We start from the raw sequence: 17,947 nt of genomic DNA, 5'->3' as shown, positions 1-17,947 counted from the left end.
GGCTGACTGCGACGGGGCCGTCACGCAGCGGACGTGCCCGGTTCGCCGCGGCGGCGGCGAGGAGCAACGAGGGACGCAACCGGAAGGTGTGCCGCACCGTCTCGCCCACACCCGCAACCATCCCAGCCGCGTCCGACAGTTCCGCCCAGACAGAGGAGGCGACGCCATGCCGACAACCACCACCACGCCCGACCGCCCTCCCCTCCCCATGGCCGAAGCCAGGGGTTTCTCGGGCGGCTCTTGATGAAGGGGTGGCTACCGCTCACGCTCGGGCTACTGGCCGTCGTCGTCGGCGCCGTGTGGACATTGCAGGGGCTGGGTCGGCTCGGCGGCAGTGTGATGACCGGCGAACCACTCTGGGCCGTGATCGGGCCGGTGGTGGTGGTCGCCGGGCTGGTGCTGGTGGTGCTGGGCCTGCGCGCCCGCGGCCGGGGCAGGCCCTCCTGACCGGCGGACCGGTGCCGCCGGGTCGCACCGGATACGCGTCGAGCCCCGCGGGGCGCGGGGCTCGACGTGGATCCCAAAGCAATCGGAACTCGGGCCGGCGGGGGCCGGCCGTCACGGAATCAGAGGGGGCGAACCTGCTCCGCCTGCGGCCCCTTCTGGCCCTGAGCGATCTCGAACTCCACCCGCTGGTTCTCCTCCAGCGTGCGGTAGCCGCTGGTCTGGATGGCCGAGAAGTGGACGAACACGTCAGCACCCCCGCCGTCGACGGTGATGAAGCCGAAGCCCTTGTCTGCGTTGAACCACTTCACGGTTCCCTGCGCCATGTGTATCTCCTTCTAAAACTGGCGGCCGAGCACGCCGTGCGGCCGGTTGGCCGTTTTCGAGCAGCGGCGCCTTGAGTCGGCCCCCACGAAGGAGGACTTCCCTCGACCACGCCATCTCTCAACAGCGTGGAACAGCAAACCACGTACGCAAAAACTTCGCATAGCCTACCCGACGAAATTCTCCGACATGTGACCTGAGAACGCGTCCGACGGCCCGGAGACATCGACGGTACGGGCCGGCGACAGCTCCCGCTAACCGGACGAAACCGGATCAGCCCGGGAACTCTCCGCGGACTCGTCGCGCACCGTCGCCGACGGTTCGACAGCACCGTCCCGGCCGCCCAGGGCGACCGCCAGGACGGCGCCGAACAGGCAGAACAGTGCCGCACCGGTGAACATCTCGGCGTACTCGACCCGGAGCGCGTCGCGTACCGCGGCCGTGTAGTCGGCGACCCGCTGCTGGTAGACGGCGCGGTCCACACCGAACGGCAACGGGGTCACCAGGTCGGCGGTGAGTTGCTGGAACCGGTGCAGCCCCCATGCGGTTACGCCGGCGACCCCGAGCAGCATGCCCACCATCCGCGCCACCACCAGAGCGGCGGAGGCGACGCCGTGCTGTGCCGCCGGCACCGCGCGGAGTACGGCGGAACTCAGCGGTGCGATGACCAGCCCGAGACCGAAACCGGCCAGTACCAGATCGGTGTCGAGCCGGGGCAGCCCGACCGGCCCGATCGGGTACCGGGCCGCCAGCGGGTCGACCGGCCAGCCGGCGATCAGCAGATAGCCGAGTACGGCCAGCGTCAGGCCGCCGACGGTGACGGCACGGTCGCCGAGGCGCCGGGCGAGCAGCCCGCCGAGTACCGCGCCGACCGGCAGCGCCACCAGGAACCGGGTGAGCAGCAGCGCTGCCTGCACCGCGTCGCGCCCGAGTACGGTCTGCGCGAAGAGTTGGACGTCGACCAGGGTCACCAGTAACGCGGCACCGGCCAGGGCGCTCACCCCGAGGGCGACCAGGAAGGGCCGCATCCGTACCCCGGTCGGATCCAACAGCCGGGTCCGGGCCCGGGCCTGCCAGAGCAGGAACGCGCCGAACACCACCACCCCGGCCCCGACGGTGACCGGACCCCACGGCGGCAGCAGCGAACGCGCCGGATCGGGGTTGTAGAGGCCGACCACCAGCAGCCCGAGCGCCACCGCCAGCAGCAGCCCGCCGACGACGTCGACCCGCTGCCGGGCCGCGTCCGACCGGACGTCCCGGCCCGGCAGCGTCAGCCGGACCACCGCGATCGCCAGCACCGCGAGCGGCAGGTTCACCCAGAAGACACCGCGCCAGCCGACCAGCGCGGCGAGCCCGGCGCCGTAGAGCGGACCGAGCACGCTGCCCAACTCCTGGGCCGCGCCGACCAGCCCCAGCGACAGTGCCCGGCGCCGGGCCGAGCCGAGGTCGGAGACCAGCGCCATCGTCACCGGCAGCAGTGCGCCACCGGCCAGGCCCTGTAGCCCTCGCCCGGCGACCAGCAGCGGCAGGCTGTCGGCGAGGGCCGCCAGCACCGAACCGGCGGCGAAGCCGGCCAGGCAGCATTCGATGACCACGCGCCGGCCGTACCGGTCGGAGAGCCGGGCGAGCAGCGGCATCCCGGCGACGTAGCCGAGCAGGTAGCCGGTGACCACCGGAGTGGCCCGTTCCAGCCGGTTGACCGGGACCCGCAGGTCGCCGAGGATCTCGACCAGCAGGGTCACCACGACGTACGCGTCGAGCGCGGCGAGCAGCACCGCCGCGGTGCCCACCCCGATCGCGAGCCGGCGACCGGCCCGCGCCACGGGATCAGGGGACACGGATGGTGACCGGAGCGTCGTACTCCGAGAAGGTCACCGTCACGGTCCCGGTCTGGCCGGGCACCGGGAACCGGGCCCGGTGCAGCAGCCGCCGGTCGGCACCGATCCAGAGCGTGCCAATGACGTCCGTGCTGACGCCCGGCACCAGGTTGCCGAGCGCGGCGCCGGGCAGCGTCCCCTCGATCCGGTACGTGTCGACCCCGTCGACCTTCTCCCGGCCCTCGGTGGTGCCGGTGGCCCTGCCGACCAGGTTGGCGACGCCACGGTCCGGGGAGAGGATCGCGGTCGGGTCGTAGATCGCCGCAGCGGTCGCCAGCGGCAGCCGCTGCCAGCCGCCGGTCAGCCCGTTGACGTGCAGGGTCTCGTCCTTGACCACGAAGGACAGCTCCAGCGGCAGCCCGCCCTGCTCAATCTTGGCGGTCCCCTGTGCCTCGCCGGCCGCGGTGATCACGCCCTCGGCGGCGCTGATGCCGAGGCTGTCGGCCGCGCCCTCGGTGGCGATCGCGAACCGGGCGGTCTGCACCGTGCCCAGCTCGGTCGCCGCACCCTTGAGGAGTTCGGCCGCCTCGGGCAGGGTCGCGGAGTTCTCCGCGCCCCCGGCCGGGTCATCGGCGCCCCGGTCGGTACAGCCTGCGGAGACGGCCAGCAGCAGGCTCAGCGCACCGGCGAGCACGAGGGATCGACGCATGACCCGAAGCGTACTCACGACCGGTGGGCCGTCGACGGCGATCCGCCCCGGACGGCGCCGGAGTCCGCCGACTCAGGCGCCGGATTCCACCGGTTCAGTCGGGCCAGCGCCCGGTGAGCCGGCGTACGCCGATCGCGCCGCCCCGGTCCACGGCGGCCCGGACGACCGCGAAGATGGCTCCCTGCAACGCGGCGGCGGCCAGGATCTCGCCCCAGCCCCGGTCCTCGTCGATGGCGTCCGGCGCCTCGCCGTCACCGGCGGTCAACTTCCAGACCTGCCGGAAGACCGCGCCGGCGGCCACCCCGGCGGCCATGCCCAGAAGTATGCCCACCGGTCGGTAGGCCACCTTGCTGACTGTCCTGCTCACCCACGTCTCCCTCGTGCCACCAGCACCACGACCGCCAGCGCCAACGCTCCGGCCGCGAACACGGCCCAGGACACCGGATGGCGCAACGCTACCGAACCGGCATCGTGCACGGAGGACCGGACGTTCGCGGTGGTCTGCCCGGCGCGCTGCTTCACCCGGTCCCGGGTCTGCGCCGCCGAGCCCTTGATCCGGGCCTTCACGTCCGCCTTGGCCGCCAGGGCCTGCACCGTCTCGCCCAACTCGGCCCGGGTCTGCCGGATCTCCGCCCGGAGCGCCTCCGGGTTGCCGAAGCCGTTGCTGCGGGTCATCCCTGTCCCCTGTCCCGGACCGCCGAGGCCACCGTACGCACGTCCGCGCGCAGGCTGTCCGCCGTCGCCTTCGGCATCGGCGGCACCGCCCGGCGTACCTGCCCCCGGCCGACCATCGCGAAGATCCCGGCCAGGATGAACAGTGTCCCGGCCACCACCAGCGCGGCGGCCCAGGCCGGAATCACCACTGCCAGTCCCAGCACCGCGGCGGCCACCAGGACGCCGAGTCCGCAGAGCGCCAGCGCGCCGCCGCCGCCGAAGAGGCCCACCCCGATACCGGCGTGCTTGCCCTTCTCGGCCAGCTCGATCCGGGCCAGCGCCAGCTCGTCGCGTACCAGCCGCGACACCTGCTCGGTGGCGCGCTGCACCAGCTCCGCGGTGGACTGCTCCGCGACCGGTCGAGCGGAGTCGCGTACGACATCGGCCATGCTGTCCTCCTATCCCGGTTCCTGGGCTGTATGCCCCGGTCGCCGGTGGTTCAATCCTGCCGACGGTCCGTTCGCGCCCGGTGTCCGTTCGTCGCGCCCGTCCCGGGCCGGGCGGACGGCTGGCCGGTGCGGCGGAGGCGGAGAGGCGTCCCGCCCCCGCTGTGGTTAGTGTCCGCCACCGGGCGCCCCGATGGCGGCCGATCCGGCAGGTCAGCGGCCCGGCTCGCGGCACTCAGCGGGGCGGCGCCTCGGCCGGCTCGTCGGGGCCGACGAAGGCACTGCTCCGGGCCTCGCCGTCGTCGGTACCGCCGAAGAGCCGGGCGTCGTCCGGCGGCTCGTGCTCGGTCGGCCGGCCGTCGGCAGCGGCACCGGGCACCGGCCCGCTCGGCTCGACCCACTGCCAGGGCAGCCGGCCGGAGGCGTCGCCGACCTCTGCTCGCAGCCGGGGCAGCGCGGTCGGCCGCTGGTCCCGCACCCAGCCGACCAGGTGCTCCCGGACCAGGCAGCGCAGGTCCCAGAGCCTCGGCGCATCGGCGGCGCTGACCAGGGCGCGCAGCCGGACCATCCCGCCGACCGCGTCGGTGACCTGGAGTACGCAGGTCCGCCCGTCCCACAGCTCGGTCCCCTCCACCAGCCGGCGCAGTTCCTCCCGCATCGCCTGCACCGGCACCGACCAGTCCACCTCGAACTCCGCGGTGCCCAGCACGGCGGCCTGGGTACGGGTCCAGTTCTGGAACGGCTTGGTGGTGAAGTACGACGTCGGCAGGATCAGCCGCCGGTCGTCCCAGATCTGCACCACCACGTAGCTGAGGGTCAGCTCCTCGATCCGGCCCCACTCCCCCTCGACCACCACCACGTCGTCCAGCCGGACCGCGTCGCTGAACGCCAGTTGCAGCCCGGCGAAGACGTTGCCGAGCACGCTCTGCGCGGCCAGCGCGGCGACCACCCCGATCACCCCGGCCGAGGCGAGCACGCTGGCGCCGACCCCGCGCACGCTCGGGAAGGTCATCAGCATCACCCCGGCGGCCAGCACCACGATGACCGCGATGGTGACCCGGCGCAGCATGACGATCTGGGTCTTGATCCGCCGGGCCTGCCGGTTGTCCGGCACGTCGAGCCGGAACCGGGCCAGCGCGGTGTCCTCGCTGACCAGCAGCAGCGAGGCGACCAGCCAGGCGGTGGTGCCGATGACCGCCAGGACGAGCAGGTGCAGCAGGGTCCGCCGCCACGGCGTACCGATGCCGTAGCCGGTGCTGAACCGCACGCCGAACTGGATCGCCAGCACGGTCGCGGCCACCTGGAAGGGCCGGTGCGAGTGCTCGGACAGCTCGCTGAGCAGCACGGACCGTCGGCCGAGCCGGCGTACGGTCCGGTGCACCACCTCCACCACGGCGAGCGCGAGCAGCGCCGCGCCCACCGTCGCGATGACCGTCCACAGATAGCTGTCCACCAATGTTCTTCCTTCCACGCCGAAGCCGGGTGCCGCTGCGGGATGTCTCCCGAGCCGCACCCGGCGGGGCCACGAACGCGCGGGGCCAAATACGTAGAATGCCCCAGAGAGCCCGATGAATCCAGGTCAGACCTTCCGGTACCTCGCCTGCACCAGGCAGAACACGGCGAACGCGGCGATGCCGAGCGCCACCAGCGTAAGCAGGATCGACCCGTACGCCTGCTCCCGCAGCGTATGCAGGGCGGCGTCCAGGCCCCGGGCCTGGTCCGGGTCGTAGTTCACCGCGGCCGTCACCACGAGCAGCCCGGCGATGCCGTACGCGACGCCCTTGGCGACGTAACCGGCGACACCGAGCCGGCGGGCCAGCTTGCGGGTCTGCGGGCTCATCTCACCGGTCTTCAGGTGCCGCTCGAACTTCTTGACCGCGCCGTACCAGACCAGCCCGACACCGAGGGCGGCCAGGGCGAGGCCGATCAACCCGACCAGCAACCGGCCCCCGGACGAGGCCATCAGCTCCTCGGTCAGCGCCTGCTGCTTGTCCGCACTGGACGAGTTCGCCTGCTGCACCACCTGATAGGCGGTCCAGGCGAAGTAGAAATAGACGAGGGTCCGGCCGAGCGAGGTGAGCCGCTCGAAGACCCGCTCCCGACCCCGGTATTCCCGATGGCCGATCGCCGCCTCGAACGCCTGCCAGATCGCCATCGCGAGCAGGCCGACACCGATCGCACCGACCAGGAACCCGCCGAGCGGCTGCGCGGCCAGGGTGCGCAGTGCGCCGGACTGGTCGCCGTCGTCGGCCGGCCGACCGAAGGCGATCTGCAATGCCAGCCAGGCGAAGAGCAGGTGGACGAGCCCGTAACCGACGAAGCCGGCCCGGGCGAGGATTTCCAGGGGCTTGCTGTTGGCGGCACGGGCCGCGCTCGCTCCGGCGGTAGAAGTCGCTGACATGGGCGTGTCAATGACCGAACGGGAAGATCTCCAAACGTCCGGGTCCCGGAGGCGGCTCCACCGGGGCGGTGGCCGGCGGTGGCGGGTCGCCCCGCCACCGCCGCCCCGGGTCACCGCTCAGCCGGCGTTGCGGCCGATCCGCACCACGACCTGCTCCTGGTCGGCGCTCTGCACGGTGGCGTACAGGCCGCCGACCTCGGTGGCCTGCTGGCCGACGGTCAGCGCCAACTGCTCACCGGCGACTTCGAGGGTCACCTTGTCTCCGTCGACGCCGATCAGTTTGGCCTCGACGCCGAGGATGCTGGCCTTGGCGTCGACGCCCCGGTCGAAGGTCACGGTGCAGGCGTCCAGCCCGCAGTCTGTGGTGGCGCCCTCGGAACTACAGCCGGCCAGGACGGCCACACCGAGGGCCAGGCCGGCGAGGAGACCGGCGGCACGACGGACAGTGGTCTTTTGGCGGTACGGGGGATTCGTCACCCCACCAAGGATACCTGGAGTGATCCAGGCAACGGCCTGGCCGGGTTTCCGGCAACGGCCGATATCGTGCCTGCCATGCCGTTCGAGATCGCCCGGGTCCGGGCCGCCTACCCCGCCCTCGCCGAGGGATTCGCGCACTTCGACGGGGCCGCCGGCACCCAGGTGGCCGCCCCGGTCGCCGACGCGGTGGCCGGCACCATGCGGACCGCGGTCGCCAACCTGAGCAGCGCACACGTCCCCGGGCAGCGCTCCGGCGAGCTGGTGGCGGCGGCCCGGGCGGCGGTCGCCGACCTGGTCGGGGCGGCCCCGGACGGGGTGGTCTTCGGGCCGAGCGCGACCGCGCTGACCTACCAGGTGGCCCGGACTCTGGGTCAGGCGTGGCGCCCCGGCGACGAGGTGGTGGTCTCCCGGCTCGACCACGACTCCAACGTGCGGCCCTGGGTGCAGGTTGCCGAGGCGGCCGGCGCGGTCGTCCGGTGGGCCGAGTTCGATCCGCAGACCGGCGAACTGCCGGCCGGGCAGTACGCCGACCTGGTCGGCCCGCGCACCCGGGTGGTGGCGCTCACCGCCGGCAGCAACGCGATCGGCACCGTGCCGGAGGTGGCCGGGATCGCCGCGACCGCGCACGCGGCCGGTGCGCTGGTCTACGTGGACGGGGTGCACGCCACCCCGCACGGGCCCACCGACGTCGCCGCGCTCGGCGCCGACTTCTATGTGACCAGCGCGTACAAGTGGTCCGGCCCGCACGTGGCCGCCGTCGTCGCCGACCCGGCCCGCTGGGCGGAACTGCGCCCGGCCAAGCTGCTGCCCTCGCCCGACCGGGCGCCGGAGCGGTTCGAACTCGGCACGCCGAGCTTTCCGCTGCTCGCCGGGATCCGGGCCGCCGTCGACCACCTGGCCGGGTTGGACCCGGACGCCACCGGCGACCGCGGAGCCCGGGTACGGGCCGGTCTCGCCGCCGCACTGGAGCACGAGAACCAGCTCTTCGCCCGCCTGCACCGGGGGCTCGCCGAACTGCCCGGGGTGACCGTCTACGGCTCGCCCCGGCACCGCTGCCCGACCGTCTCGTTCCGGCTCGCCGGCCAGACCCCGCAGCAGACCGCCGCCGCGCTCGGCGAGCGCGGGGTCTGCGTCTCGGCCGGCGACTACTACGCGTACGAGTACTTCTCCGCGCTGGGCCTGCGGGACAGTGGCGGGGCGGTCCGGGCCAGCGTCTACCACTACAACACTGCCGACGAGGTCGACCGGCTGCTCGCCGAACTCGACCGGCTGGTGGTGGGCGGGGTCACCGACAGCGCCGGGCTGGTGAGTGGAGAATTGCTCCGGTGAGCTCACTCGTCGAAGAAAATCCCGCCCGCCGCCGCTTCGAGATCCTGGTCGACGACGCCCTGGCCGGCTTCATCGGCTACCGGGTCGAGTCCGGGACGATGGTGCTGGTGCACACCGAGGTCGACAAGCAGTTCGAGGGCAAGGGGGTCGGCAGCGCGCTGGCCCGGGGCACCCTCGACCAGCTCCGCGACCGGGGCGAGCGGGTCAGGGTCACCTGCCCCTTCCTGCTCTCCTTCCTGGAGCGCCATCCCGAGTACGCATCGGTGGTCGCCGACGACTGATTCCCGCCCGGGGGTACGTCGGCCGGGGCCCGGCGACGGGCTACCGTCGTACCCGTGGCGGAGCCGGAAGTGCGCACGACGGGCCGGGCGGGTCGGTGGATCACCGTGGTGGTCGTGGTGGTGGCGCTGGCCGCCGCCGGAGTCGGCGTGGGGCTGTGGCGGGGCTGGTTCGCCGACCCGTCGGTGTCGGACGCACCCCGGGCCCGGGCCGGCACCGTGCAGACCCTGGTGGCAGACCTCGAGGCGCCCTGGGGACTCGCCTTCCTCCCCGACGGCTCGGCACTGGTGACCGAGCGGGACAGCAAGCGGGTCCTCCAGGTCTCCGGCGGTACAGCCCGGGAGGTGGCCCGGATCGAGGAGGCCGCACCGGCCGGCGAGGGCGGCCTGCTCGGCCTCGCCGTCTCCCCGGACTACGCCACCGACCGCTGGGTGTACGTCTACTACACCGCCGCCGACGACAACCGGGTCGCCCGGCTGCGCCTCGGCGAGCCGGCTCGGGAGATCGTGCTGAGCGGTATCCCGCGCGGCTCGCGTACGCACAACGGCGGGCGGATCGCCTTCGGGCCGGACGGCATGCTCTACGTCGGCACCGGGGACGCCGGGAACCGCGACGCCGCGCAGGACCGGAACAGCCTGGCGGGCAAGATCCTGCGGCTGACCCCGGACGGCCGGCCCGCTCCGGGCAACCCGTTCGGCGACACCCTGGTCTACAGCTACGGCCACCGCAATGTGCAGGGGCTCGGCTGGCACGCCGACGGGACCATGTACGCGGCCGAGTTCGGCCAGAACCACTACGACGAACTCAACCGGATCACGTCGGGCGGCAACTACGGCTGGCCGGAGGTCGAGGGCGACTCCGACGACTCCCGGTTCGTCACCCCGGTCGCCACCTGGGGTACCGCCGAGGCGTCCCCGAGCGGGCTGGCGGTGGTCGGCGACCGGGTCTGGCTCGCCTGCCTGCGCGGGCAGCGGCTCTATCGGATCGGCATCGACGGGCAGGGCGCCGAGGCGCTGCTGACCGGCGAGTACGGCCGGCTCCGGCTCGTCGCCCCGGCGCCGGACGGGTCGCTGTGGGTGCTCACCTCGAACCGCGACGGGCGCGGCTCGCCGGAGGACGACGACGACCGCATCCTCCGGCTGCTCCCCTGACCGGCCCGGCGGACCCGGCTACCGGCGGGCCTAGATCGCGTGTTCCGGTGCGGGTAGTTCGGTGAACGGGAAGCGGAGCCGGAAGTCGGGCCAGGGCACGCTGAGCCTGAGCCAGTCGCCACCGCGGCCGGCGTCGACGCCCAGCTCGGCGATCTGACCGAGATCGGCGAGCGAGCGCCGGGCCTGCTCCTCGGTGACGCCGGCCGCGCCGGCCAGGCTGGTCAGGCTGGTGCTGACCACGCGGCGCCGCCATCGCCGCCGGGTGCGCGCAGCCAGCCGGCGGATCGCGATGGCCACCAGCACGGCCTGGTCGTCCCGCTGTGCCCGGGCCTCCAACTCCCGTTCCGCCTCGGAGAGCGGCAGCACGTCCAGCGGATCGCGGTCCAGCCGGGGCGTGACCCACGGATCGTCGCCGTCGGCCTCGGTCAGCTCGAAGAGGCCGAACTCCGCCAGGCAGAGCAGCAGCTCGCCGACGGTGTGCGGAACCGGCACGTCGCGCCGCCGGCACATCTCGGCGAACAGCTCGATCCGGGTGGCGCGGATCCGGACCATCCAGGCGTAGTGCTGCCGGGCGTTCAGCTCGGCGTCCTCGGCGTCCCGGCCGGTGCGGCGCCGCCGGGCCCGGTCCACCCACTCGTCGACGCTGCCGGGATCACACCACGCCGAGCCCTCCCACGGGACGATCGTCGACCAGGCCGACCGGCGGAACCGGGAATCCCCGGGTACGACGGTGAGGTAGACGAAGGCGCAGGGAAGCCACCTGATCCAGGACGGGGTAAGGGCGGCCCGCTGCCAGCGAGGGGTCACCGGACGAACGATACCGCGACTCGCCGTGAACGTGGGGGCACCCTTGGTGACAGCCACGGTACGGATCGGATGTCGTCCCGATGGTCCGATCAGGACCGTCCGGCGAGCACCTCGGCGGCGGCCCGGCCCGCGGCCCGGGTGGCGCCGTAGGTGGCCAGGTGCACCCGGCCGGTGATGATCGATGGTACCCCGAGTTCCACCACCACGGCGTCCGGGCGGTCGGCCAGGAGCCGGCGTACCGCGCCCGCCATCCAGTCGTGCCGGTGCAGGTCACGGACCACCAACACCAGTGCTCGGCCGGCCGCCCCGGCGAGCGCCCCGGCCGGCGGGACATGGTCGGCGGCCAGGTCGGCGGCGGCCAGCCGCACGGTCGTGGTGCCGGGCAGCAGGGCGGCCAGCGGGGCACCCACGCCCCACGGCGTCTCGGCGCCGATCGCGATGTTGCGAGGCGGCTCGAACTCCAGCACGTGGGCCGGACCGGTCAACGGCAGTACGGCCGGGCCGGCACCGTCGGTCAGCCGGACCGCCCGGCGTGCGGCGGCCAGGCCCAGCGGGGAGCCGTCCGGGCCGGCGGGCGTCCACTCGGCGCGCTGGGCCCGGGCGGCACCGCTCCACGCGGCCAGCAGGCCGACCCGCTTGGCCGCCTCGACCAGGCGCTCCTCCGGCAACACCCCGGCGAGCACCGCGTCGACGATCGCGTCCCGCAGCCGCAGGGCGTCCGCCTCCTCGGCGTGCTCGCCGCCGACACAGATCGCGTCGGCCCCGGCGACCAGGGCCCGGACGGTCGCCCCGGCGAAGCCGTACCGGTCGGCGACCGCGCGCATCTCGATGCCGTCGGTCACCACCACACCCTGGAAGCCCAACTCCTCGCGCAGCAGGTCGGTCAGCACCCGCCGGCTCAGCGTCGCCGGCCACTCCTCGTCGACCGCCGGGACCAGCAGGTGGCCGGTCATCACCGCCTGCACCCCGGCGTCGATCGCGGCCCGGAACGGCGGCAGCTCGCAGGCGTCGAGCCGCGCCCGGGAGACCGCGATCCGGGGTACGTCGAGATGCGAGTCGACGCTGGTGTCCCCGTGTCCGGGGAAGTGCTTGGCGCAGGCGGCGACCCCGGCCGACTGGAGACCGCGTACCCAGGCGGCGGTGTGCCGGGCGACCAGCCCCGGATCGGCGCCGAAGGCGCGTACGCCGATCACCGGGTTGTCCGGATTGGCGTTGACGTCCGCGTCCGGGGCGTAGTTCAGGGCGATGCCGGCGGCGGCCAGCTCGGCACCGAGGTCGCGGGCCACCGCCTCGGTCAGCTCGGGGTCGTCGACCGCGCCGAGCGCCAGGTTGCCCGGCCGGGAGCTGCCGAGCCGGGACTCCAGCCGGGTGACGTCGCCGGCCTCCTCATCGATCGCCACCAGCACGTCCGGCCGTTCCGCCCGCATCGCGTCGGTCAGCGCGGTGACCTGCTCGGCGTCGACCACGTTACGGGCGAACAGCACCACCCCGCCGAGCCCTTCACCGAGCCACCGGCGCACCCAGTCCGGCGGTCGGGTGGTGCCGACGAACCCGGGCTGGAGTACCGCCGCCGCCAGGCTGGACAGGTTGTCCGTCGTTCCGCTCATCCCGCCGGTTCCCCCGCATCTACAGTGGACAGCCGCCGCCCTGGTAGCGGCGGGTGCTGCCATGGTCACACCACCTCAGCAAATAGTCAATAAACCTTCCTATTAGCCGGAACGGGCCCGGACGTGCGACATGGCCGCCGATGACGTGCGACAGTGCTGGAATGCAGTCGAGCATCCGGGAGACCGCGTCGCGCCTCACCGACCTGCCGCACCGCCTGCTCGCCGCCGAGGAGACGAGCTGGTTCGACATTCCGGGCGTCCGAATCGTCGGCGCCATCCTCGGCACCGTGCTCCTGGTCGCCGCCCTCCGGTCGATGTTCGGTCGCCGCTAGGCGGTCGATCTTCGCTCGCAATCCGGTGGCCGATCTTCGGTCGCAGTCGGGCGGACGACCGCCGACGCACGGCGCCGCCGACGCACGGCCCCTCCGCCGCGCCCGCCCGGGGCTCCCCGGCATGACCTGTGCGGCGGACTGTCGAGCTGGGTGCACGAACGGGGCACGGATCGAGACCCCCACAGCGCGATCAGCGCGACGAACGCGGACATGAAGCGGCACACGCGACACAGACACGCGGCACGAACGCGAAGCGCAAACGCGGCACAGACACGCGGCACGAACGCGAAGCGCAAACGCGGCACAGACACGCGGCACGAACGCGAAGCGCAAACGGGCGGCAGATGCGTGTCGCGGAGACGGCGCAGAGGCGGGGATGGCTGGACCATGCGGGGTGGGTGCAGGAACGGGGCAGCTCGACAGTCTCGTCGGGAGGTAGTACGGGCGCGGGCAACCAAGGCCGTCTCGACCGGTCGGATTTCCGATAAGCGCGGTTCCGCTGCGCACACTAACATCGACAATCATCGTGGCATCAGCAGGCGACGTCGCAGCTCACGACCACTTCAGCGCCAGAGATGGTGGCATGAGATGCCGCGCCGAGCCGATGGTTGACCCCGCCCACTCCAGGAGTCGAGAATTCCAAGACGGCGACGGCGAGTGACGCCAGTCTGACCGTGCGTTCGTCGAGCTGCATTGGAGCGTTGATGGGGAGGCTCAGCATTCCCTCCCTGCCGGAGGGGCCGATCCAGGAGTTCTACGAACGGCTGCACGCACTGCACCAGGTGGCGGGCCAACCCAGCATGCGCGCCCTGCACCATGGCACCCGCACCGCCACCCGCCCCCGGGGGATCAACGCGACCTCGATCCACGCCGCATTCGCCCGGCCACGGCTGGCGCGGTGGGACGTGGTCAGCGAAATCGTTCGGCTGCTCGACGGTGACGTGGGCGAGTTCGCGGAGCTGTGGCAGCAGGCCCGGCACCGGGAGTTGAGCGCGGACGTGCTGCCGGGGACGGTGCTCGGGGCGTACCCGAAAATGGTTGGTGGATCGGGGCCGGCGGCCGGACGCGGCCCGGCAGACCGATCGGGCGGCCCGCTGCCGCGCGAGTTGCCGGCGGACCTGCGGACGTTCTCCGGCCGCGAGCGGCAACTGGCCGAACTCGACGCGGTGCTCGGCGCCAGCGAGGGATCCGGCACAACGATGATCATGGTTCTGACCGGGCCGTCCGGGGTCGGCAAGACCGTGCTCGCCGTGCACTGGGCGCACCGGGTCGCCGACCGGTTTCCGGACGGACAGCTCTATCTGGACCTGCGCGGCCACCCCCCGGAACCGCCGACCCGGCCGACCGACGCGCTCGCCGGACTGCTCGGCGCGCTCGGCGAGGACGCCGCGACCCTGCCGCCCGGGCTGGCCGGCCGGGCCGCCCGGTTCCGCGCCCTGCTCGCCGACCGGCGGATGCTGGTGGTGCTGGACAACGCCGGCTCGGTGGACCAGGTACGCCCGCTGCTGCCCGGAACCGGTCGGTGCCGGACCGTGGTCACCAGCCGGGATGGCCTGGCCGGCCTGGTCGCCCGGCACGGGGTACGCCGGCTCGACCTCGACCCGCTCGCGCCGCGCGCGCCGCCGTTTCGGGGTGGGCCCCACGGGGTACCTCCGGCGACCGATGAAGCTGCCACCCCTGCACGCCACTCGGCTCCGCCGTACCGCCCGGCACCGATTCGGCTGGCGATCGTTGCGCCCCGACCAACTCACGGCGATGCGTGCGGTGATGCGCCGCCGGGACGCTCTCGTCGTACTGCCGACCGGGGCCGGAAAATCGGCTGTCTACCAGGTACCGGCGACGCTGCTGACCGGACCGACGGTGGTGATCTCGCCGCTGCTGGCCCTCCAGCAGGACCAGGTCGCCGCGCTCAACGACCGTGGCCGACCGGAACTGCGCGCGGTACGGATCAGTTCGGCGGAGAGCCCCGGGCAGCAGGCCACCGCCCTGGACGAGATCCGGTCCGGCCGGGCCCGATTCCTCTTCACCACCCCCGAACAGCTCAGCAACCCGGAACGGCTGGCCGAGGTACGCGCGCTGCGCCCTGCTCTGGTCGCGGTCGACGAGGCGCACTGCATCTCCGCCTGGGGGCACGACTTCCGCCCCGACTACCTGGCACTGGGACACCTGATCCGCGAGTTGGGCCGCCCGCCGGTGGTCGCGCTGACCGCCACCGCGTCGCCGCCGGTCCGGGACGACATCGTCGGCCGGCTCGGCCTGCGCAGGCCCCGAGTGGTGGTCGCCGGGCTGGACCGGGCAAACCTGTTCCTGGAAGTGGCGAACTGCGCCACCGAGGACTACCGGTGGCGGCGGCTGCTCGCGCTGCTCCGCGCCGAGTCCCGCCCCGGGATCGTCTACGTGCCGACCCGGCGGGCCGCCGAAGAACTCGCCGAACGGCTGACCGCGGCCGACTTCCCGGCGAAGCACTACCACGGCGGGATGCCATCCGGTGCCCGCGAGGAACTGCACGAGGACTTCCTCGCCAACCGGGTACCGATCATGGTCGCCACCTCGGCGTTCGGGATGGGCATCGACAAGTCGAACATCCGCTGGGTGGCGCACATGGCGCTGCCGGACGCGCCGGACAGCTACCTCCAGGAGATCGGCCGGGCCGGCCGGGACGGCGAACCGGCCCGCGCGCTGCTGCTGTGGCGGGCCGAGGACGTCGGGCTGCGCCGCTACTTCACCGGCGGCGCCCCGGACCCCGAGGAGTTGCGCGACCTCGCCGCGCTGCTCCGGGACGGGCCGACCACCCGGACCGCGCTGCGCGAGCGGACCGGGCTCGGCGCCCGCAAGCTCGGCCAACTCCTCGCCCTGCTGGAACGGGTCGGCGCCGCCGACACCCGACCGGACAACCGGCTCGGCAGCCCCCGGTACGCCCCGAAGCCCGTCGACGCGGCCACCGCCGCGCTGGCCGAGGCGGAACGGCAGCAGACCGTGCAGCGATCCCGCACCGACATGATGCGGGCGTTCGCCGAGACCCGGAGCTGCCGGGGGCAGACCCTGCTGGCGTACTTCGGCGAGCGGCTGCCGAAACCCTGCGGGCACTGCGACAACTGCCACGCCGGACTGGACGCCGCCGCGCCGTCGACCGGCACCGGTACGACCCGGGGCGGCGGCTCCGGTCGGCAAGGTCGCCGTAACGGGCCAAAGGCCGACGAGCCCTTTCCCGTGCACAGCACGGTCCGACACACCGAGTGGGGTTCCGGGATGGTGCTCGGTTACGAGGACGACCGGATGACGGTGCTCTTCGACGATGTCGGCTACAAGACCCTCTCGGTACCGGTGGTCAGCGAGCAGGGCCTGCTGGAGCCGGTAGACGACTGATCTACGGTGTCCCGGGGTACGGGTCACAGGACGCCGTACGGCGATTCGGTTTGCCCTCGGCCACGCCGTGCCGTGGGATGTGATGGTTTGTTCTCAGTGGAGGGAGGTTGCCGTGACCGAGCAACCGCTATACGCGAGCGAGTTCGGATTCTCCGACGACGAGTGGGGGCTGCTCGTGGGCCTGCCGCAGTCGGTGCTGACCGCGGCCAGTGCCGCGGAGTCGGACGGCGGCCGCCGGACCCGGACGGAGAACGCCGCCGGGCTGGAGAGCATCGCCGCCGGACGGGAGTCGGCCAGCCCGCTGGTCGCCGCCGTCGCCGGGGAGCTGATCACCCGGGTCGGCGACCCGGAGGTGGGCGAGGAACTGCCGGCGATCGAACCGGACGACCCGAAGGCACTGATCGCCGACGTACTGAGCCGGGCGCAGAGCGCGTCGAAGCTGCTCGCCGGCAGGGTCTCCGAAGGCGAGGCCGGGGCGTACCGGCACTGGCTGCTGACCATCGCCGAGCAGGTGGTGACCGCCGCGTCGACCGGCGGGGTACTCGGCCTCGGCGGCGACGAGGTGACCGAGTCGGAGCGACGCTTCCGCGACGAGCTGGCGCACGTACTCAACGACTGACCGAAGGCGAAGCGCCCCGTATACCCGCGAGGGTTACGGGGCGCTGTGCGTAGTCGGGTCAGCGGGTCGTGACGTCCTGGACGAACGCGCGCCAGGCGGCCGGGCCGAAGGTCAACACCGGTCCGGCCGGGTCCTTGCTGTCCCGTACGCCGACGATTTCGGGAAGGTTCTTCGCCACCTCGACGCAGGTGGATCCGCCATTACCGCTGCGGGTCGACTTCCGCCAGATGGCACCACTCAGGTCTGCCATGTCGCCGCTACTTCCTTAATCAAGCTGAGGGTCTGCCCGGTGGGCAGGGCTACCGCCCGCATGGCTTCCCCGGCGAGACACGCCACGCCACCGCCGCGACTGGCGCCGACTCTGGCGGCACTGCCGATGCGGGTGGCGCTGGCGCTGCCCCGACTCGATCGACCTCGTGCCGATGCCGTACGCGCCGACGGTGCCGCCGCTCGACCGCACCGCCCACCGCACGGCCGTCGTTTCCGAGCCCTCGTACCCGGGCGCCCCACAGCCTCCTCCCCCAGCCGTCCGGCACTGGGCCCGTAACGACAGGCATCCGCGTAACGAGCGGCATGCGTCGGGGAACTCGACGGCCGGACGGTACGAGATCGGCCGGGTGGACGCGCTGACCCCCGCGCGACGGCACCGCGCCCGGCAGGTCGAGCGGGCGTGACCGGCCGCCCCGCCCGGGTACTCATGTTCCGGCCGCATGCCCCCGGTTCCGCGCGCACACGCACACCCGGCCGCTGTTCCTGTGCCGCGAGTGCGGCGCGAAGTGGCCGTGCCAACCGGCACGGCTCGTGCTGCTCGTCGCCTACCGGGACAACCTCGCCGGACTGCGCGACATGCTGACGAACAAGCTGGCCCTGGCCCTGGCGGACCAACCCCAGGCCGACCCGGACGACCTGACCGCCCGCTTTCTCGGCTGGCTGCCCGACGGCCCCTGACGCCATCGCTCACCTGTACGTCAGAGGCGCTACCACTGGCCGGTAGCGCCTCTGACGTACAGGTGAGCCGGCGTCCCCGGGCGAACGACCACACGACACGGCCGGCGACCGGCGTCGGACAAGCCGGCGGCGCGTCAGTTTGCCGGGCCGACAGAGGCAGGGCGGCGGCGCGTCAGTTGCCGGGCCAGCAGAGGCAGGGCGGCGGCGCGTCAGTTGCCGGGCCAGCAGAGGCAGGGC

The 17,947-nt window shown here is 73.1% G+C and carries 20 protein-coding genes and 1 pseudogene; 9 read left to right on the top strand and 12 right to left on the bottom strand.

The features are described 5' to 3' along the window. Positions 1-243: 243 nt before the first annotated feature. Positions 244-447 (top strand): hypothetical protein, encoded by a 204-nt coding sequence (locus tag ACQEVC_RS22360; protein ID WP_432880637.1) that lies wholly within the window; start codon positions 244-246, stop codon positions 445-447. A 119-nt stretch (positions 448-566) separates the two neighbouring features. On the opposite strand, the gene ACQEVC_RS22355 is transcribed toward ACQEVC_RS22360, so the two are convergent. From ACQEVC_RS22355 to ACQEVC_RS22315, 9 genes are all read right to left on the bottom strand, one after another. Continuing rightward, positions 567-770: a cold-shock protein gene (locus ACQEVC_RS22355; protein ID WP_011905669.1), complete on the bottom strand. Its 204-nt coding sequence runs from the start codon at positions 768-770 to the stop codon at positions 567-569. Between the two features lie 252 nt (positions 771-1,022). Then, positions 1,023-2,606 carry an MFS transporter gene (locus tag ACQEVC_RS22350; protein WP_432880629.1) on the bottom strand — a complete coding sequence of 528 codons (1,584 nt, stop codon included), beginning with the start codon at positions 2,604-2,606 and terminating at the stop codon, positions 1,023-1,025. Beyond that, entirely contained in the window at positions 2,596-3,294 is a 699-nt protein-coding gene (locus ACQEVC_RS22345) for an LppX_LprAFG lipoprotein (RefSeq protein ID WP_432880627.1), read from the bottom strand. The genes ACQEVC_RS22350 and ACQEVC_RS22345 overlap by 11 nt, the downstream gene beginning before the upstream one ends. 94 nt (positions 3,295-3,388) lie before the next feature. Next, the gene (locus ACQEVC_RS22340) at positions 3,389-3,661 is read right to left on the bottom strand and encodes a DUF4235 domain-containing protein (RefSeq protein WP_318397304.1); all 273 of its coding nucleotides are present in this window, start codon (positions 3,659-3,661) and stop codon (positions 3,389-3,391) included. After that, positions 3,658-3,969 (bottom strand): DUF3618 domain-containing protein, encoded by a 312-nt coding sequence (locus ACQEVC_RS22335; protein ID WP_432880623.1) that lies wholly within the window; start codon positions 3,967-3,969, stop codon positions 3,658-3,660. Before ACQEVC_RS22335 ends, ACQEVC_RS22340 begins: the two co-directional genes overlap by 4 nt. Next, positions 3,966-4,397 (bottom strand): phage holin family protein, encoded by a 432-nt coding sequence (locus tag ACQEVC_RS22330; RefSeq protein ID WP_318397302.1) that lies wholly within the window; start codon positions 4,395-4,397, stop codon positions 3,966-3,968. Before ACQEVC_RS22330 ends, ACQEVC_RS22335 begins: the two co-directional genes overlap by 4 nt. A gap of 232 nt (positions 4,398-4,629) precedes the next feature. Continuing rightward, positions 4,630-5,847: a mechanosensitive ion channel family protein gene (locus ACQEVC_RS22325; protein ID WP_432880620.1), complete on the bottom strand. Its 1,218-nt coding sequence runs from the start codon at positions 5,845-5,847 to the stop codon at positions 4,630-4,632. Positions 5,848-5,973: 126 nt separating this feature from the next. Continuing rightward, complete coding sequence (locus ACQEVC_RS22320) at positions 5,974-6,795, bottom strand: DUF1206 domain-containing protein (protein ID WP_432880618.1); 822 nt, start codon at positions 6,793-6,795, stop codon at positions 5,974-5,976. Between the two features lie 117 nt (positions 6,796-6,912). Further along, on the bottom strand, positions 6,913-7,272 hold the full coding sequence (locus ACQEVC_RS22315; RefSeq protein ID WP_432880615.1) for a hypothetical protein: 360 nt from the start codon (positions 7,270-7,272) through the stop codon (positions 6,913-6,915). Positions 7,273-7,347: 75 nt separating this feature from the next. Here ACQEVC_RS22315 and ACQEVC_RS22310 point away from each other — a divergent pair, with 75 nt between their 5' ends. From ACQEVC_RS22310 to ACQEVC_RS22300, 3 genes are all read left to right on the top strand, one after another. Further along, complete coding sequence (locus ACQEVC_RS22310; RefSeq protein WP_432880614.1) at positions 7,348-8,601, top strand: cysteine desulfurase-like protein; 1,254 nt, start codon at positions 7,348-7,350, stop codon at positions 8,599-8,601. After that, positions 8,598-8,882 carry a GNAT family N-acetyltransferase gene (locus tag ACQEVC_RS22305; protein WP_432880611.1) on the top strand — a complete coding sequence of 95 codons (285 nt, stop codon included), beginning with the start codon at positions 8,598-8,600 and terminating at the stop codon, positions 8,880-8,882. Before ACQEVC_RS22310 ends, ACQEVC_RS22305 begins: the two co-directional genes overlap by 4 nt. A gap of 108 nt (positions 8,883-8,990) precedes the next feature. Next, positions 8,991-10,031: a PQQ-dependent sugar dehydrogenase gene (locus tag ACQEVC_RS22300; protein WP_432891633.1), complete on the top strand. Its 1,041-nt coding sequence runs from the start codon at positions 8,991-8,993 to the stop codon at positions 10,029-10,031. A 30-nt stretch (positions 10,032-10,061) separates the two neighbouring features. Here ACQEVC_RS22300 and ACQEVC_RS22295 read toward each other — a convergent pair whose 3' ends face one another. Both ACQEVC_RS22295 and ACQEVC_RS22290 read right to left on the bottom strand, forming a co-directional pair. After that, the gene (locus ACQEVC_RS22295) at positions 10,062-10,838 is read right to left on the bottom strand and encodes a DUF6042 family protein (protein ID WP_432880609.1); all 777 of its coding nucleotides are present in this window, start codon (positions 10,836-10,838) and stop codon (positions 10,062-10,064) included. Positions 10,839-10,927: 89 nt separating this feature from the next. Further along, entirely contained in the window at positions 10,928-12,445 is a 1,518-nt protein-coding gene (locus ACQEVC_RS22290; RefSeq protein WP_432880607.1) for a glycoside hydrolase family 3 protein, read from the bottom strand. Positions 12,446-12,606: 161 nt separating this feature from the next. On the opposite strand from ACQEVC_RS22290, the gene ACQEVC_RS22285 reads away from it, so the two are divergent. From ACQEVC_RS22285 to ACQEVC_RS22270, 4 genes and pseudogenes are all read left to right on the top strand, one after another. Beyond that, positions 12,607-12,777 carry a hypothetical protein gene (locus ACQEVC_RS22285; protein WP_432880604.1) on the top strand — a complete coding sequence of 57 codons (171 nt, stop codon included), beginning with the start codon at positions 12,607-12,609 and terminating at the stop codon, positions 12,775-12,777. Positions 12,778-13,481: 704 nt separating this feature from the next. Further along, positions 13,482-14,165 (top strand): annotated as a pseudogene (locus ACQEVC_RS22280) (AAA family ATPase); the annotation flags it as partial. 274 nt (positions 14,166-14,439) lie between these two features. Beyond that, on the top strand, positions 14,440-16,143 hold the full coding sequence (locus ACQEVC_RS22275) for a RecQ family ATP-dependent DNA helicase (protein WP_432880602.1): 1,704 nt from the start codon (positions 14,440-14,442) through the stop codon (positions 16,141-16,143). A gap of 112 nt (positions 16,144-16,255) precedes the next feature. Beyond that, the gene (locus ACQEVC_RS22270) at positions 16,256-16,762 is read left to right on the top strand and encodes a hypothetical protein (protein WP_318397289.1); all 507 of its coding nucleotides are present in this window, start codon (positions 16,256-16,258) and stop codon (positions 16,760-16,762) included. A 58-nt stretch (positions 16,763-16,820) separates the two neighbouring features. On the opposite strand, the gene ACQEVC_RS22265 is transcribed toward ACQEVC_RS22270, so the two are convergent. Further along, positions 16,821-17,012, bottom strand: coding sequence for a DUF397 domain-containing protein (locus tag ACQEVC_RS22265; protein ID WP_432880600.1), 192 nt, complete (start codon positions 17,010-17,012; stop codon positions 16,821-16,823). Positions 17,013-17,563: 551 nt separating this feature from the next. Here ACQEVC_RS22265 and ACQEVC_RS22260 point away from each other — a divergent pair. Further along, positions 17,564-17,710, top strand: a complete 147-nt coding sequence (locus tag ACQEVC_RS22260; RefSeq protein WP_432880598.1) for a hypothetical protein — start codon at positions 17,564-17,566, stop codon at positions 17,708-17,710. Positions 17,711-17,947 lie beyond the last annotated feature (237 nt).

This window comes from Plantactinospora sp. CA-294935 (genome assembly GCF_050936445.1).
Classification (GTDB): domain Bacteria; phylum Actinomycetota; class Actinomycetes; order Mycobacteriales; family Micromonosporaceae; genus Plantactinospora.
Note: the sequence above shows the minus strand (reverse complement) of the source record. Positions and strands in the feature narration are given on the sequence as shown.